Here is a 16,534-nt window from a genome sequence, read left to right on the forward strand (position 1 = left end):
TTTAAAATTCAGAAATTTCTTTACTGTATAACTTGAGATGGATATTATTATATATAAAAGAATTATAGGGAGTGTTTACAGTGAATCCGTTATTATTCGATTTTTCTTCTGAATTTTATACTGACAGGCTTTTTATTCGAATGCCGAAACCAGGCGATGGTAAAGTTGTATATGACGCAATTCAAGCTTCAATACAAGAATTAAAACCTTGGATGGTTTTTGCACAAAAAGAGCAAACAGAGGAAGAAATAGAAGAGAGTATAAGAAAATCGCATATTCAATTTTTACAAAGAGAAGATTTGAGATTGCTAGTATTCTCGAAAGAAACAGGTGAATTTATTGCTTCTAGCGGATTACATCGTATTAATTGGGATATACCTCAATTTGAAATCGGGTATTGGATTGATTCGAGATTTAGTGGAAAAGGCTATATGGTAGAGGCTGTGAAAGGTATAACGGATTATGCTTTTTCTGAACTGAAAGCAAACCGCGTAGAAATTCGTTGTGATTCTCTAAATAAGAAGAGTAGAGCGATACCTGAGAAATTAGGTTTTAAATTAGAGGGGATTTTAGAAAGTGCGAGTGCTGCGGTAGATGGAAATGGATTAAGGGATATGTGTGTATTTGCAATGACGAGAAATACATATGAAAAAGAAGAGCTGTAAAGAAACAGCTCTTCTTCTTTATATTATGGTACAGGATGTCCATTAGAGCTTTCAAAAATTGTAAACCATTGTTGACGATCTAAGTTAACTTTTGTAGCAAGAGCGGCCGTTTTTACACGATCTAATTTACCAGAGCCAACGATTGGCATCATTTTAGCTGGATGAGCAAGTAACCATGCATACATAACAGTATCGATGCTATCAACACCTAGCTCAGTAGCAACTTTTTGCAGTGTTTCACGTACACGTACAGCACGTTCAGTTTGACCGGTAAAGATGTCACCACCAGCAAGAGGTGACCAAATCATTGGATTGATTCGTTTTTCTTGGCATAAATCAATTGTACCTTTTTCAAAATGCTCGAGCTGCATCGCAGATACTTCAATTTGATTTGTGATGAGTGGGAAATCCAAATATGAACTCAACATATTAAATTGTGAAGGGATAAAGTTAGAGACACCGAAGTGACGTACTTTTCCTTCGTGCTTTAAGCGTGAAAAAGCTTCTGCCACTTCATTTGGATCCATAAATGGATCAGGACGATGGATGAGTAATACATCAATATAATCTGTATGTAAGTTTTGTAATGAATCCTCCGCGCTCTTTATGATATGTTCAGCACTCGTATTGTAGTGAGCAACATATCGCTCTGGAAATTTCGGTGATGGGGGAGCGATTCCACATTTTGTGACAATTTGCATGTTTTCGCGTAAGGAAGGCTTGAGTTGTAGTGCTTCTCCAAACAATCCTTCACACTTATATCCACCATAAATATCAGCGTGATCGAAAGTAGTTATCCCCATATCCATACAAGATTCAATAAAAGAAAGTAAGTCTTGTTTCGTCATATTCCATTCTGCTAAACGCCAAAATCCTTGAATAATACGAGAAAATTCCAGTGTTTCGGCCATTTGAACTCGTTCCATTTTAAGTACCTCCTTGATGAATGATAATATTTTGAAAAGGCTTTCTTGCTACATACTATTATATAGTTACCCGGTTATACATACAATAAATATGTTTTGCTACAAAAACGATTTTCTCTATATGCTATAATGTAGAAACATAGAGCTATAAGGAGATGTAAGAGATGATTCCAGTAACAATATTAACTGGTTTTCTTGGATCAGGGAAAACGACTTTATTAAATCGTATTTTATCAGAAAATCACGGTAAGAAATTAGCGGTGATTGTAAATGAAATAGGACAAATTGGTATCGATAATCAATTGATTATGAATGTTGAAGAAGAAATTATGGAAATGACAAATGGCTGTTTATGCTGTACTGTGCGTGAAGATTTACTTGTTGCTTTAAAACAATTACTGGATGTGAAAGCAGAAGGGGAAATGGAATTTGATGGATTAGTAATTGAAACAACAGGTCTTGCAAATCCAGGTCCGATTATTCAAACTTTCTTTTTAGATCCAGTTATTCAATCTGCATACCAAATTAACGGTGTTGTAACAGTTGTAGATAGCTATCATATACATAAACATTTTGAAAAGGGACTAGAAGCAAAAGAACAAATTGCCTTTGCTGATGTTGTGTTAGTAAATAAATTAGATTTAATTGAAGAAAATGAGAAAGAAAGTCTCGTACATGAACTGCAAGGAATTAATCCAACTGCAAAATTAATCGAGACGACTAACTGTGAGGTAGATATACCATCGTTACTACAAATTCAAACGTTTAAAACGAAAGATACGTTACAAATTTACCCTCATAAAGAACATAACCATTTAGAAGGTGTAAAATCGTTTGTACTACGTGAAGAGCGTCCGTTAGATTTACAAAAACTGAATGAGTGGATGTCAGCTGTCGTGCAAGAGCTAGGGGAGTATTTATATCGTTACAAAGGGATATTATCTATTGACGGAGTAGATAAAAGAATTGTTTTCCAAGGTGTACATACATTGTTTGCTGCTTCGTACGATAGAGAGTGGCAAGAGGGCGAAGAGCGAGTAAGTGAAGTAGTGTTCATCGGAAAAGATATTAATAAAGAATGGTTCCAAGAACATTTCGGGGAGTGTGTGAAATAAGTCTGCGTATATTGCAGGCTTTTTTTTGGTTTTTTTGTTTACTAAAATTGGAATTTGTATTAAAATAACCTGAAAATACTAAACATTTAGTATTTTGTTAGGGGTAGGGGGAGAAAAGGTGCGTTTAATGATTCTTGGATTGCTTACTAAAAGGGAGTCGCTATCTGGTTATGAAATACAGCAGGCGCTAAATATGGTGCAAAGTAAAAAATGGGCGGAAGTTTTCCCAGCTTCTATTTATCACGCATTAAAAAAATTGGAAAATGAAAATTTCATTCAAGTTAAAGCAATTGAAATGACCGGAAAACGGTCGAAAACGATATATTGTATTACAGAAAAGGGAAGTCAAGAATTTAAAAGGTTATTAAAGGAGTCGTTTCAAAAAACTTCAGTTATGTTTCCGAAACATCTATATACAGCGTTAACATTTCTGTCAGAAGAAGAGAGTATGAGAGAGGAGGTTTTAGAAGCTCTAGAAGAGCAGAAAAGTGAAATACGATCTACTTATGAAGAGATGAGGGAAGGAGAAAGACTAAAAGATAACGCGCCAGCGTATGTGAAACTAATTTTCGAAAATATGTATGAACAATGTGAGATGCAACTTCGATTTATTCATAGGTTAGAGAAACTATTAAAAAACTAAAAATGTGGTGGGAAGAATATGAAAATCGATCATCTTGTTATAAATATAAATAAAGAAATACAAGAAAATAAGGAAACGATTAAAAATGTACATTCTATCGGGCTTCCATATGTTCCGAAATGGGGAAAGGGAACGAAAGGGTTTAAAGTATCTAACATATGGATTGGAAAAGAATATTTAGAATTAGTAAGAGTAAAAACAAAAGATGGGGGTGGTTGGGTACAAGAGTGGGTTCAGAAATATTGTGATGGCCATAGGGGACTCATCGGACTGGCAATTGATGTTGAAAATATAGATAAAGTGTATGGGAAAATGATAGAAGGTGGAATTGAAATTACAAAACCAGAACCATTACACTACAAGTGGTTTTTTAATTTATTTAAGAAAACTATGCCGTGGAAAAATGCATACATACAGCCGATGAAGGGGATGCCGTTTCAATTCTTTCTACAACAAATGGACGATCAAAAGAGCAGAGAATATATGGAGAAATATATGTATCCAAATAGTTTGGAACAGGGAATTACAGGGATAAATACGGTGAAATTATATGGAGAAATAACAAATGAAGATAGAGACATTATTAGTTGTCTATTTTCAGATGTTACAAATGAGGAAGAAGAAATAGTAATACGTTTAAGCAATCAAATGATTCATCTAATTCAATCGAATGAGCATTTTACGGAGATAATACTAGATTGCAAAAGCGAAGCACATAGGAAGAAAAAATTAAATATAGAAAATGTGACATTAATAAATAAATAATAAAAAGCCTGTTTTCACAGGCTTGTATTTTCATCTATTAGTAATTCCATTACAACACCTACAACTGGGCCTTCGTCATCAATATCACCATTTAAACGGAAGCCAAATGATTCATATAGTCCCATTGCGAGTTTGTTGTCAGGATGTAAACTTAAATAAATTATTTTACATTCAAATTTTTCTTGTAAGAATTGAATGAGTATGCGAAGGAAACGTTTTGCGTATCCTTTTCCTTGATATTGTTGATCAATCATAAAGCGATCTAACCAGACACTTTTACGTTTTTCCCAATACCATCCATACATTGCATACCCTACAAGTGTTTCTCCATCATATAAACCTACTGACGTTCCGTTTCCTTCAAATAATGATTCTGCTAAAGAAAACGCATTGCTTTCAATAAATTGCTGCTGGTCTTTTGCGACGTGTAAAGCAGCTACTGAACGCCAATTTTTTGCTGTTACTTCACTAATGTGAAGAGTCATAATTCCAACTCACCTTCTAGATTAATATAGCTTAAAAGCTAATATGGATAATTTTACTTGTTATTTTGTTCAAGTCAAGTGAGAACAAACAAAAAAGAAGCTGAATGGCATATTCAGCTTCTTATAAAGTGAAACTTTAATCAGTGGGGGTTTGTTCATCCCCCCGCTGATTATCAGCCCGCACCAATCGGGTGTTTACTGCCCGTTAATACGGGATAAAAAGTTGATTAGTTAGTAGCTTCTTTCAATGTATTCACGTTTTCTTCCATTAATGTGAAATAATCTTTATTGTTCTTAGCATCATCCTCAGAAATAGTAGCAAGGTGATTTAAGCGTAAAATTTTTGTACCTGTTTCTTTTTGAATAACTGACGCTACTTTTGGAGTAGAGAATGTCTCAAATAAAATATATTTTAAACCGTGTTCTTTTACTGTTTTTGTAATGTCAGCAAGCTGTTTTTGAGATGGTTCATCAGACGCTGAAATTCCAGCGATTGGAATTTGTTTTAGACCGTAGCGTTGTTCCCAGTAGCCATAAGCTGCATGTGAAACTAATATTTCTTTTGTTTTTGCATTTGCAACAACAGCTTTAAATTGATCGTCTAAATCAGTGAATTTTGTTTGTAGTGCTGCGAAGTTTTTTTCGAACTCATTTTTATGTTCAGGTTGTAATTCTACAAGTGCATTTTTAATTTTTTCTGCTTGTTTCATCGCCAGAGTAGGATCTATCCAAACGTGTGGGTCTTTATCATGGTGATGTTCATCTTCTTTATGACCGTCTCCATGATCGTGCTGCTCTTCTTCAGATGAAGCACGAAGTTCGATATCTTTAGATGCATTTACAACTTTTACGTTTTCTTTTTTTAATGATTTTTCCATTTTTTCGGCAAATGGTTCTAATTCTGCACCATTATAAACGAATAAATCGGCTTTTGCGATTTGTACAGTCTGTTTTTGACTTGGTTCAAATGTATGAGAATCCGCACCAGGTGGGTAAATTGCTTCTACATTTACATAATCACCACCAATTTTTTTTGCGAAATCAGCAAGTGGGAAAATGGTTGTATAAACAGTTAGTTTTCCATCTTTCTTGGCAGTATCTTCTTTTTTATTTGAGCAGCCAGTAAAAATTAAAGTGAAAATAAGTAAGAATGAAAATATAGTCAATCTTTTAGGCATGAAGTTCTCCTCTTTTCTTTTTTTACGGATATATCTTCCCCAATTATAGAAGAAAAATATCATTTCAATGCAAAACGGAATAATTACGTTTTAGCTCGCGAACCTAGTATAATACATCTTTATGAAAGTTGCAATAAATAATAATCATTACGATTTGATTTTGTAATAAATCTGTCAAAAAGAAAGGTATTAATTTTTATGATTGGTGCATATGTGACAATGTTACTTTCATATATTGGGAGGGAGCAGAAAAAAGGGGATGAGCGCTTGGGTTACATTATGGAGGCTATCTTTTTAATACTTGCGGTTGTTTTGCCGTTATCTTTTGTTTTAATTTTTTTAAGAAAACTAATAAGTAATTTAGGGGATGCTACAACAATTACGAAATTGCCAGCTGAAGAAAAAGAAAAGAAAAAAGAGTAAGTAAAGCACTATGCATACGCATAGTGCTTTACTTATGGTAAAATGGGAGAACGGAAACTCCTGTTAGCGACGATTAGCTATAGGAGAGAATAGTAAATAAAGAGGTATACACATATATGAATAAGCGAACAGCGTTAGTACTTGGCGCAAGTGGGTTAGTTGGACAAGAAATAACGCGACTATTACTTGACTCAGATTACTACGATTCGGTTACTATTTTTGTAAGGGAACCATTACAATTACAGCATGAGAAATTGCAACAGAAACAGGTGGATTTTTCAGTATTAGAGGAATATAAAGAATTTTTTGCAGTAGATGATGTTTTTAGTTGTTTAGGAACAACGATAAAAAAAGCGAAGTCGAAGGCGAATTTTAAAAAAGTCGATTATGAATATACATTGCGAGCTGCCTGCTTAGCTGAAAAACAAGGCGTGCAAAATTTTCTTGTTATTTCATCAATGGGAGCAAAACCTAAATCATTTTTCTTTTACTCGCAAGTGAAGGGAAGAATGGAAGAGGAACTGAAAAAGCTAGTTATTGGTGGCATACATATTTTCAGGCCGTCATTATTAGTTGGAAATCGAAAAGAATATCGTTTTGGGGAAAGAATGGCTGAGAAATTATCTCGTATTCTTCCGTTTATATTTAAAGGGGCTTTTAAAAAGTATAAACCAATTTCAGCTAAAGATGTGGCGAAAGGAATGTATATAATAGCGCTGCGTGAAGAATCTGGTATTCATATTTATAGTTCAAACGATATTATAGAGATAAAATAAGTAAAACCGAGAAGAATAACTTCTCGGTTTTATTTATTAGTTTTAATTTTTCCGGGTGCTCGCCCGTATTGATATGGTTCTTTTAATTCAAAGCCAAGTTCATTGGCGGCTATTCTTGGGAAATATGGATTACGAAGTAACTCGCGTCCGATAAAAATTAAATCTGCTTCGCTATTATTTAAAATTTGCTCCGCTTGTAATCCAGTCGTAATTAATCCAACTGCACCTGTTGCAATGTTAGCATTCTCTTTAATGTGTTTGGCATATTGTACTTGATAACCTGGATATACATCAATATGAGCTGGGACAACTGCACCAGAACTACAATCGATTAAATCTACCCCCTGTTCTTTCATCCATTCTGTATACTGAACGTAATCTTGAACCGTTAACCCGTCAGGATGATAATCGTTTGCTGAAATACGAACAAATAACGGTCCGTCCCAAACTTCATTTATAGATTCGATGATTTCACGTAAGAAACGATAGCGATTTTCGGGCGAGCCTCCATATTCATCAGTTCGCTTATTGGAAAGTGGAGAAAGAAATTCATTAATAAGATAACCGTGTGCACCGTGTAATTCAATAACGTCAAAGCCAGCCTCTTTAGAGCGTAAAGCAGCTCTTTGAAAAGCTAAAACAGTTTCTTTAATTTGCTGTTTACTCATTTCTACTGGTATTTTCATTTTATCGTTAAATGGAATTGCTGAAGGAGCGAAAGCATCCGTTTCTAATTCAGCCTTTCTTCCGGCATGTGCGAGTTGAATGGCAGCTTTTGCACCGTTATCATGTATAAAAGTTGTCGTTTTATGTAAGCCTTCAATTAGGCTATCATCCCAAATGCCTAAGTCTTTGTTAGAAATTCGTCCTTCAGGTAATACAGCTGTTGCTTCAATCATAACTAAACCTACTTGACCGGCAGCCCTGGTTCCATAGTGGACGAGATGAAAATTAGTTACTTGGCCATCCTCATTTTCTGATGAATACATGCACATAGGCGACATAACGATACGGTTTGTTAGTGTAATATCCTTAATTGTATAGGGTGAAAAAAGTTTGGAATGCATCAAATATCCTCCTTGATTGAATTTTCTTACATTGTATCATTCTCTTTTTTGTTTCTCTAATAAAACGCTTATACGAAAAATTTTGTCTATTCATGTTACAATAACTAATATGAAATGAATTGGAGGATGACATATGTACCAGGCTTATTATGAAAGTGAATTAGGTTTGCTGGAAATTACAGCGAACGAAAAAGGAATTACGTCTGTTATATTTGTTGATGAGCGACAAGAAGAAAATACAAATGAAATGATAGATCAATGTATAAATGAGTTGGATGAATATTTTAAAGGCAAAAGAAAAGAGTTTACTGTACCACTATCTGCGGAGGGAACGTCATTTCAAAAAAATGTATGGGATGCACTTTATACTATTCCTTATGGCGTTAGTGCTTCATATTTAGATATTGCGGAGAAGGTTGGAAATACGAAAGCTGTACGAGCAATAGGAGGAGCAAATAGCCGGAATCCAATTTCAATTATCGTTCCATGTCATCGTGTGATTGGAAAGAGTGGAAAGCTTGTTGGGTATGCGGGTGGTTTATGGAGGAAAGAGTGGTTATTGAAGCATGAAGGTATTATAAAATGAAGTATGGATGGAAAGAGGGATCGTTTTGAAATGTATAAATTGTGGGCGACCTTGTATTAATGATCAGCTGAATTGTGCAAATTGTCAACGAAACTTGCATAATGAACAAGGTGAAGAAAGCTCGCTAATAGACAAAGAATTAGAAGTATATGTAGGGAGACAATATCCATATTACAAAAGAAAATGGGAGCTTGAGAATAAGCGAATTGCTAGGTGGAGCTGGAATGGTTTGGCTGCTATTTTTAATGTAGGTTGGCTTGGATATCGTAAGTATTACTTACCTGCTGCTTTATTTATACTGTTATTAGTAGCATGTGATGCATTTTCTTATTATATGGGATTCAACGTAGCATTGCCAATCATTAATATGGTACCTCTCACGTTTTTATTACTCATTTTCATTCTATTTGGGATGGGGATTTTTGCGAATGGAATATATTATCAATTTGCAGAAAGGCGTATATATCGAATAAAAGCACGGGGAATTAAAGATGAATCGGTTGAAAATTATCTCATCCGTGATAGTGGTAGAACGAGTAAAATGGGAGCAACAATCGTTACTATTTTAGCAGTTGCTAGTATTTTTTTCAGTCATTTCTTTTTTCCGACTGATCGAGATATTATACAAAAAGTACGCACAAGTTCGCTTTATGAATATCCTTTCTTTTCGATTGGTGAATCGTTTGAAAGCTATTTTCAAAATTCAGGGTGGATATATTATCGTGGTTCGGAAGGTATGGAATTAGTAGAATTTCAAGGATACAGCCCAGGGATGCCAAGACAAAAAGTTACAATTCAATTTATTGTTGATTATAAATTGAGTGAAATTGAGCCATACTCCCTTACGATTAATGGTGAATCTAAAAATGAAGAAGAGTTTTTGAAGATAATGGAGGAAATATTTAAAGTTCAAAATCCATTTGATATAGAGGATGGCTTACAAGTAAATGCTATTCAACAAAGCGGAGGGAAAGCAATTTTTGACCGCTTTTTTTCTTTTTATAAAAATAAATATTTAAAATAATCAGAATCTTTTGTATAATAAAATATATTATACAAGTTTTAACTTATACATATAGATTGGGGGAAGGAAGAATGAAGAGAAAGGCAACAACAATTGCTGCACTTGCGTTATCGACTAGTGTACTGGTTGCGGGATGTGGGAATGGGGAGAAGGCTTCGACAACGAAGAAAGAATCAAGTAAGGGAATGGCAGATAAACAAGTTTTAAATTTGCTAGAAACAGCTGAAATTCCTTCAATGGATACATCTAAATCAACAGATTCTGTATCTTTCCGTGTATTTGTAAATGCAATGGAAGGATTATATCGTCTAGATAAAGATAATAAACCAACTCCAGGTATGGCCAAAGATGTGAAGATTAGTGAAGATAAAAAGACATATACGTTTGAATTACGTGATGCAAAATGGTCAAATGGTGATTCAGTTCGAGCGCAAGATTTTGTATATGCATGGCAACGTACATTAGATAAAGCAACAGCAGCAGAATATGCATTTATTTTGTTTGATGTGAAAAATGCACAGAAAGTAAATAAAGGAGAATTACCGTCGGATCAATTAGGTGTTAAAGCGAAGGATGATAAAACGTTGGTAGTAGAATTAGAGCAACCAGCACCTTATTTCCTTGAGCTTACTTCGTTCCCTACATTCTTCCCATTAAATGAAAATTATGTAAAAAAACAAGGGGATAAATACGGATTAGAAGCAGATAAATTATTGTACAATGGACCATTTACAATGAGTGAATGGAAACATGAACAAAGTTACCAGTTAAAGAAAAACCCAAATTATTGGGATAAAGATGCTGTGAAATTACAAGAAATTAATGTGGGTATCGTAAAAGAGACAAGTACTGGGGTAAATTTATATGATAGTGATCAAGCAGACCGTGTCATTTTAAGTTCTGAGTTTGTAGACAAATATAAAAAGAATAAACCAGATGAATTTAAAACGAAGCTGGACCCACGTATGTATTTCCTACGTTTTAATCAAAAAAATGCAGCGTTTAAAAATCAAAAGGTTCGTGAGGCGATTGATTTAGCGTACGATAAAAAAGGAATTGCGGATGTAATTTTGAATGATGGATCATTGCCAGCGTATTTCTTAGTACCTGAAAAGTTTACGACAGGACCAGATGGAAAAGACTTCCGTACTGTAAATAAAAATTTCCGTGACAGTAAAGATAATGCTGCGAAAGCAAAAAAACTGTGGGAAGAAGCGAAGAAAGAACTTGGTCAAGATACAATTACAGTAGAATTACTAAATGATGATAACGGTAGTCGTAAAAAAGTGGGCGATTTTATTAAAGAAGAGTTAGAGAAAAATTTACCTGGTATTAAAGTGAATTTGAAACAACAACCATATAAGCAGAAGCTAGAGTTAGAAAAGAAATTTGAATATGAATTTTCATTATCTGCATGGAGTCCAGATTATCCAGATCCAATGACTTATATTGATATGTTTGTAACTGGAAGCTCATTTAATGAAATGGATTATTCTAATCCGAAGTATGATGATTTAGTAGCAAAATCAAAAGGGGAATTATTAAAAGATGATGCAGCACGCTGGAAAGCACTTGCGGAAGCTGAAAAAATCTTAATTGGTCAAGACGCTGCAATCTCACCTACGTATCAGCAAAGTACGGCTTATTTAGAGAAGACGTATGTAAATGGTATTGCTAACCATACGTTCGGTGGCGACTTTAGTTATAAATGGGCATATATTACAAAGAAATAGTATAATAAAAGATGAGTGAATTTTCGCTCATCTTTTATTTGTTTAGGGAGGAACGTGGAGTGTTGAAAGGAATCAATCATCTTTGTTTTTCAGTATCAAATTTAGAAAACGCTATTATGTTTTATGAAAGAGTGCTAGAAGGAGAACTATTAGTTAAAGGGAGAAAACTTGCATATTTCAATATATGTGGAGTATGGATAGCACTGAACGAAGAGGCACATATTCCCAGAAAGGAGATTCATCAATCTTATACGCACCTCGCATTTTCTGTTGAACAAAAAGATTTTGAACGCCTGTTACATCGGTTAAAAGAAAATAATGTTCATATTTTACAGGGAAGAGAACGTAATGTGAGAGATTGTGAGTCTATATATTTTGTTGATCCTGACGGTCACAAGTTTGAATTTCATTCGGGGACATTGCAAGACCGACTTAATTATTATAGGGAAGAGAAACCTCATATGACATTTTATTAAGGGGGGGGAAGAAGTTGCATGCACTTGTAATTGGGGGAACAGGGATGTTAAAGCAAGTTTCTATGTGGCTTTGTGAGCAAGGATTCCATGTTTCTATTATTGGACGAGATGAAGTGAAATTAGAAAATGTGAAGGGAGCAAGTTCTGCACCAGAAAATATCACATGCCTTCCGTTAGATTATCATAATAATGACGATGTAAAGATAGCTATTAAAGGTACAATTGAGAGAAATGGTCCCATAACATTAGTTGTCGCATGGATACATTCAAGTGCAAAGTATGCGTTATCACTCATTTGTAAGGAGATAGAATTTTCGTCTGAAACATACAGTTTATTTCATATTTTAGGCAGTAAAGCATCACGTATGACTGCAGAGAAAATAGGTGGTACGCTTTGCCTATATCATAGAATTATATTAGGTTTTATTTTAGAAGATACATACGGAAGATGGCTTACTCATCAAGAAATATCAGATGGAGTAATTAATGGGATTGAAAGTAATTGCAATGAATGGATTGTGGGGCAAATAGAACCATGGGAATTACGACCAAATTGATAAGGGGGAATGAGAAATGAAAACAATGGTATATGTAACAAGGCACGGTGAGACGGAATGGAATGTAGCAAAGCGGATGCAAGGACGGAAAAATTCAGCTTTAACTGAAAATGGTATGTTACAAGCGAAACAATTAGGTGACCGAATGAAAGATTTAGCTATCCATGCGATCTATAGTAGTCCGAGTGAAAGAACACTTCATACTGCAAAGTTAATAAAGGGCGGACGTGATATACCGATAATAGCGGATGAGCATTTTTATGAAATTAACATGGGTATATGGGAAGGACAAACAATCGATGAGATAGAAAGGCAATACCCAGAAGAAATACAATTGTTTTGGTATGAGCCACATCTTTTTCAGTCAACATCAGGAGAAAATTTTGAGGCCGTTCATAAAAGAGTAATTGAGGGGATGCAGCTTCTTTTAGAAAAGCATAAAGGCGAAAATATATTAATTGTTTCCCATGCGGCAGCGGCAAAATTACTTGTTGGGCATTTCGCGGGTAGTGAAATAGAAAATGTGTGGGATGATCCATTTATGCATAGCGCAAGTCTTAGTGTGATTGAATTTGATGAAGGTCAAGGTGAAGTAAAACAATTTGCAGATATAAGTCATTTTCAATAAACGTAAAAAAGGCCGCAAAACGGCCTTTTTTTGTAGGCATAAAAAACTAACAATTACGTTTTTTATACCAGAAGTGATCGAATTTCTTGTTTTTGCAACATGGGAACTTATGTCCGCCTCTGCAATCATTCCATTTATGCCCGTCATCGTGACAGTCCTTACCATGATCACATGAATCATCGCAAGAGCGACCGTGTCCGTGAGGGAAGAATTCGCATTTTTTACAGAAACTTCGTTTTGTCCAGAAAAATTTCTTTTCAAAGCGTATGCACTTTGTAACGAAAGTACAATGTTTTCTGCGAGTACGTTTTGTAACTAAAACGCATTCTTTTCTACGCGTCACTTTCGTAACGAACGTCCATTTTTGAACGCGCACACGAGTACATTTCGTAACAAATGTCCATTTTTTAACATGAGTACATTTTATAACGAAAGTACAATGTTTCACGCGAGTACATCTTGTTCTTGGACATTTACGCCCTGTTGTACATTTACGCCCTGTTGTACATTTAAACCCTGTTGTACATTTATGATGAGAGAATTTATCATCATCGCACTCAAAAGCACTTGGATCTTGGTGTAAGAAATCCTCCATCCCAGCACTTTTGATTTCTTCAACAGCTTTTCTAATATCACGTTTCATAGAAATCCTCCTTATCGTGTATTAAATTGAAAAGGTATTCTTTTTCCTTAACATGATATGAGATACGGTTTCTTTCTGAACAGGACAAGAGTGTATTTTTATATAAATGGATGATAGCGGATGTATGGACAAGGCGTGGTGCATACATTGAATGAAGAGAACTGAGAAGGGATGGGAAAATATGCTACCTTCATATGATTTTTTTATTCATCCAATGTACTTAGTGGAATTGAAAAAAGATATTTGGTCAGATAGTCCAGTGCCAGCAAAGTTAACATATGGAAAAAAGAAGTATGATATTGATATCGTTTATCGAGGCGCTCATATTCGTGAGTTTGAGAAAAAGTCTTATCATGTTAAGTTTTATAAGCCAAAAAAATTTCAAGGGGTAAAGGAGTTTCATTTAAACTCTGAATTTATGGATCCATCTCTTATTCGTAACAAATTATCACTAGACTTTTTTAATGATATTGGGGTACTTTCACCGAAGTCACAGCACGTATTTATAAAAATAAATGGTCAAATACAAGGGGTATATTTACAGTTAGAATCAGTTGATGAAAACTTTTTAAAAAGTAGAGGATTGCCGAGTGGTTCTATTTATTATGCGATAGATGACGACGCGAATTTTTCTTTAATGAGTGAGAGAGATAAAGATGTTAAAACTGAGCTTTTTGCAGGGTATGAATTTAAATGTTCGAATAAAAATAGTGAAGAGCAACTAAGTGAATTCGTATTTCAAGCAAATACTTTGTCGAGGGAAGATTATGAAAAAGAAATTGGGAAGTTTCTAAATGTAGATAAATATTTACGATGGTTAGCTGGAGTTATTTTTACGCAAAACTTTGATGGTTTCGTTCATAACTATGCACTATATCATAACGATGAAACAAATTTATTTGAAGTTATACCGTGGGATTATGATGCGACTTGGGGGCGAGATGTACAAGGGAGACCGCTTAATCATGAATATATTCGCATTCAAGGGTATAACACGTTAAGTGCAAGGCTGTTAGATATACCTGTATTTAGAAAGCAATATCGAAGTATTTTAGAAGAAATATTAGAAGAACAATTTACAGTTTCATTTATGAGGCCGAAAGTAGAAGGAATATGTGAATCGATTCGTCCGTATTTACTACAAGATCCATATATGAAAGAAAAATTAGAAACATTTGATCAAGAGGCTGATATGATCTATGAATATATAAATAAAAGAAGAAAGTATATACAAGACCACTTACATGAATTGGATTAATTTTGAAAGAGATTGGAACATTATCAATCTCTTTTTTTGTATAATAAAGATGTACGAAAAAAGTGAAATAGTATGTATTTGATAGAGAATGGGGTTGTGTAGAGATGACGATTAAATGGATTGATTGGGTAAAACAAATACAATCTATAGCCCAAGCGGGTTTAACGTATTCTAAGGATGCGTATGATATAGAACGTTTCCAACAATTACGAGACATTTCGATTTCGATGATGTCACATTACACAAAAACAGATTGGGAAGTAGTAGAGAAATTATTTGCAAGTGAGACAGGCTATCAAACACCAAAAGTTGATATACGAGCAGTTGTTTGTCAAAATGAAAAATTATTATTTGTAAAAGAAAAAAGTGATGGGAAATGGGCATTGCCAGGTGGATGGGCCGATATTGGTTATACGCCAACAGAAGTTGCGGCAAAAGAAGTATCAGAAGAGACAGGTTATAAAGTAGATCATTTTAGGCTACTAGCAATATTCGATAAAGAAAAACATCAACCATCTCCATCAGCAACCCATGTATATAAGGTTTTTATAGGTTGTGAGATTGTTGGTGGAGAAAAGAAACTAAGCATTGAAACAGAAGATATAGATTTTTTTAGTGAAAATGAAATACCTGATTTATCAATCGCTAGAAATACAGAATGGCAGATTAAAGAAATGTTTGCGTTTATGAAGGATCGAAATAAGGAAAAGATACTTGATTAATTAAATTAATCAAGTATCTTTTTAGGGTATATTGATGAAGGATTGTACATATTCTTGTAACAAAAAAGAGTATAGTGTAGTCTTCTTTAAAATTTATGAGTTAGGTGAAGAGATTCACATGATTATATTGGCAGATGGCAATCTTTATGTGATAATGGGAGGGTATGTGAAGAAAAAAGGAGATAGAAAAGAATATGTTAGCGAATATAATAGATCAGTTATTGCAATTCTTTGCAAGCTTAGGGTACTTTGGAGTAGCTCTTGCTTTAATGATTGAAGTAATCCCAAGTGAAATTGTACTTTCGTATGCTGGCTTTTTAGTAGCGGATGGTAAAATTAGTTTTGTGGGTGCAGTTATCGCCGGAACTATTGGTGGTACTTTAGCGCAAATCTTTTTATACTGGCTTGGATACTATGGAGGGCGTCCAGTTGTAGAGAAATATGGGAAATATCTACTTATTAATAAACACCATTTAGACATAGCGGAAGGTTGGTTTAAGCGTTACGGAGCAGGCGTAATATTTTCTGCACGCTTTATCCCAGTAGTACGTCATGCTATTTCTATTCCAGCAGGACTAGCTAAGATGCCATTAAAACTATTTACACTTTATACGGTTGTAGCGATCATTCCATGGTCAATTCTATTTATATACTTAGGTGAAAAACTTGGTGGAAATTGGCGTCATATTAAAGAGTATGCATCTGATTACACACATTACATAATTATAGGAGCTGTGCTCTTTATTGCACTATACTTCGGTTTAAAGTATTTGAAAAAGAAAAAAACAACACGTTAAAGTCAATGATGATTCATTGGCTTTTTTATTTGTTTCTGTTCTAAACAAAAGGAGTTGTCCATAATGT

Annotated in this window: 20 protein-coding genes; 15 read left to right on the forward strand and 5 right to left on the reverse strand. The window is 34.5% G+C overall.

The annotated features are described in order from the left end of the window. Positions 1 to 80 precede the first annotated feature (80 nt). A complete protein-coding gene (locus KPL75_RS24040; RefSeq protein WP_219918061.1) occupies positions 81 to 665 on the forward strand; it encodes a GNAT family N-acetyltransferase in 585 nt (194 codons plus the stop codon). A 23-nt stretch (positions 666 to 688) separates the two neighbouring features. Here the strand turns inward: KPL75_RS24040 and KPL75_RS24045 are convergent, their stop codons facing one another. Then, positions 689 to 1,591 (reverse strand): aldo/keto reductase, encoded by a 903-nt coding sequence (locus KPL75_RS24045; RefSeq protein ID WP_219918062.1) that lies wholly within the window; start codon positions 1,589 to 1,591, stop codon positions 689 to 691. A 164-nt stretch (positions 1,592 to 1,755) separates the two neighbouring features. Between KPL75_RS24045 and KPL75_RS24050 the strand changes: the two genes are divergently transcribed. From KPL75_RS24050 to KPL75_RS24060, 3 genes are all read left to right on the forward strand, one after another. Further along, positions 1,756 to 2,706, forward strand: coding sequence for a CobW family GTP-binding protein (locus tag KPL75_RS24050; protein WP_219918063.1), 951 nt, complete (start codon positions 1,756 to 1,758; stop codon positions 2,704 to 2,706). 118 nt (positions 2,707 to 2,824) lie between these two features. Continuing rightward, a complete protein-coding gene (locus tag KPL75_RS24055; RefSeq protein WP_219918064.1) occupies positions 2,825 to 3,349 on the forward strand; it encodes a PadR family transcriptional regulator in 525 nt (174 codons plus the stop codon). Positions 3,350 to 3,367: 18 nt separating this feature from the next. After that, the gene (locus tag KPL75_RS24060) at positions 3,368 to 4,114 is read left to right on the forward strand and encodes a VOC family protein (RefSeq protein WP_219918065.1); all 747 of its coding nucleotides are present in this window, start codon (positions 3,368 to 3,370) and stop codon (positions 4,112 to 4,114) included. A gap of 14 nt (positions 4,115 to 4,128) precedes the next feature. Here KPL75_RS24060 and KPL75_RS24065 read toward each other — a convergent pair whose 3' ends face one another. Beyond that, positions 4,129 to 4,599: a GNAT family N-acetyltransferase gene (locus tag KPL75_RS24065; protein ID WP_219918066.1), complete on the reverse strand. Its 471-nt coding sequence runs from the start codon at positions 4,597 to 4,599 to the stop codon at positions 4,129 to 4,131. 227 nt (positions 4,600 to 4,826) lie between these two features. Then, positions 4,827 to 5,777, reverse strand: a complete 951-nt coding sequence (locus tag KPL75_RS24070; protein ID WP_219918067.1) for a metal ABC transporter substrate-binding protein — start codon at positions 5,775 to 5,777, stop codon at positions 4,827 to 4,829. Positions 5,778 to 5,975: 198 nt separating this feature from the next. Between KPL75_RS24070 and KPL75_RS24075 the strand changes: the two genes are divergently transcribed. After that, positions 5,976 to 6,200 carry a hypothetical protein gene (locus tag KPL75_RS24075; protein WP_219918068.1) on the forward strand — a complete coding sequence of 75 codons (225 nt, stop codon included), beginning with the start codon at positions 5,976 to 5,978 and terminating at the stop codon, positions 6,198 to 6,200. Between the two features lie 116 nt (positions 6,201 to 6,316). Then, a complete protein-coding gene (locus KPL75_RS24080) occupies positions 6,317 to 6,976 on the forward strand; it encodes an oxidoreductase (protein ID WP_219918069.1) in 660 nt (219 codons plus the stop codon). Positions 6,977 to 7,005: 29 nt separating this feature from the next. Here the strand turns inward: KPL75_RS24080 and namA are convergent, their stop codons facing one another. After that, the gene (gene namA, locus KPL75_RS24085; RefSeq protein ID WP_219918070.1) at positions 7,006 to 8,043 is read right to left on the reverse strand and encodes an NADPH dehydrogenase NamA; all 1,038 of its coding nucleotides are present in this window, start codon (positions 8,041 to 8,043) and stop codon (positions 7,006 to 7,008) included. Between the two features lie 133 nt (positions 8,044 to 8,176). Here namA and KPL75_RS24090 point away from each other — a divergent pair, with 133 nt between their 5' ends. From KPL75_RS24090 to KPL75_RS24115, 6 genes are all read left to right on the forward strand, one after another. Next, positions 8,177 to 8,629: a methylated-DNA--[protein]-cysteine S-methyltransferase gene (locus KPL75_RS24090; protein ID WP_219918071.1), complete on the forward strand. Its 453-nt coding sequence runs from the start codon at positions 8,177 to 8,179 to the stop codon at positions 8,627 to 8,629. 25 nt (positions 8,630 to 8,654) lie between these two features. Continuing rightward, positions 8,655 to 9,653 carry a DUF2628 domain-containing protein gene (locus KPL75_RS24095; RefSeq protein ID WP_219918072.1) on the forward strand — a complete coding sequence of 333 codons (999 nt, stop codon included), beginning with the start codon at positions 8,655 to 8,657 and terminating at the stop codon, positions 9,651 to 9,653. A 71-nt stretch (positions 9,654 to 9,724) separates the two neighbouring features. Beyond that, the gene (locus tag KPL75_RS24100) at positions 9,725 to 11,386 is read left to right on the forward strand and encodes a peptide ABC transporter substrate-binding protein (protein WP_219918073.1); all 1,662 of its coding nucleotides are present in this window, start codon (positions 9,725 to 9,727) and stop codon (positions 11,384 to 11,386) included. 59 nt (positions 11,387 to 11,445) lie between these two features. Next, the gene (gene fosB / locus KPL75_RS24105) at positions 11,446 to 11,862 is read left to right on the forward strand and encodes a FosBx1 family fosfomycin resistance bacillithiol transferase (protein WP_219918074.1); all 417 of its coding nucleotides are present in this window, start codon (positions 11,446 to 11,448) and stop codon (positions 11,860 to 11,862) included. Between the two features lie 14 nt (positions 11,863 to 11,876). Beyond that, positions 11,877 to 12,419 (forward strand): short-chain dehydrogenase, encoded by a 543-nt coding sequence (locus KPL75_RS24110; RefSeq protein WP_219918075.1) that lies wholly within the window; start codon positions 11,877 to 11,879, stop codon positions 12,417 to 12,419. Positions 12,420 to 12,435: 16 nt separating this feature from the next. Further along, complete coding sequence (locus KPL75_RS24115) at positions 12,436 to 13,047, forward strand: phosphoserine phosphatase 1 (RefSeq protein ID WP_219918076.1); 612 nt, start codon at positions 12,436 to 12,438, stop codon at positions 13,045 to 13,047. A 46-nt stretch (positions 13,048 to 13,093) separates the two neighbouring features. Here the strand turns inward: KPL75_RS24115 and exsB are convergent, their stop codons facing one another. After that, positions 13,094 to 13,690 carry an exosporium protein ExsB gene (gene exsB / locus KPL75_RS24120; RefSeq protein ID WP_219918077.1) on the reverse strand — a complete coding sequence of 199 codons (597 nt, stop codon included), beginning with the start codon at positions 13,688 to 13,690 and terminating at the stop codon, positions 13,094 to 13,096. 181 nt (positions 13,691 to 13,871) lie between these two features. Between exsB and cotH the strand changes: the two genes are divergently transcribed. From cotH to KPL75_RS24135, 3 genes are all read left to right on the forward strand, one after another. After that, positions 13,872 to 14,948, forward strand: a complete 1,077-nt coding sequence (gene cotH / locus KPL75_RS24125; RefSeq protein WP_219921156.1) for a spore coat protein CotH — start codon at positions 13,872 to 13,874, stop codon at positions 14,946 to 14,948. A 104-nt stretch (positions 14,949 to 15,052) separates the two neighbouring features. Continuing rightward, positions 15,053 to 15,670 (forward strand): NUDIX hydrolase, encoded by a 618-nt coding sequence (locus tag KPL75_RS24130; RefSeq protein ID WP_219918078.1) that lies wholly within the window; start codon positions 15,053 to 15,055, stop codon positions 15,668 to 15,670. A 194-nt stretch (positions 15,671 to 15,864) separates the two neighbouring features. Further along, positions 15,865 to 16,467 carry an undecaprenyl phosphate transporter UptA gene (locus KPL75_RS24135; protein ID WP_000880689.1) on the forward strand — a complete coding sequence of 201 codons (603 nt, stop codon included), beginning with the start codon at positions 15,865 to 15,867 and terminating at the stop codon, positions 16,465 to 16,467. Positions 16,468 to 16,534: the final 67 nt, after the last annotated feature.

Origin of the sequence: Bacillus sp. NP247, from assembly GCF_018966865.1 — a bacterium.
GTDB lineage: Bacteria > Bacillota > Bacilli > Bacillales > Bacillaceae_G > Bacillus_A.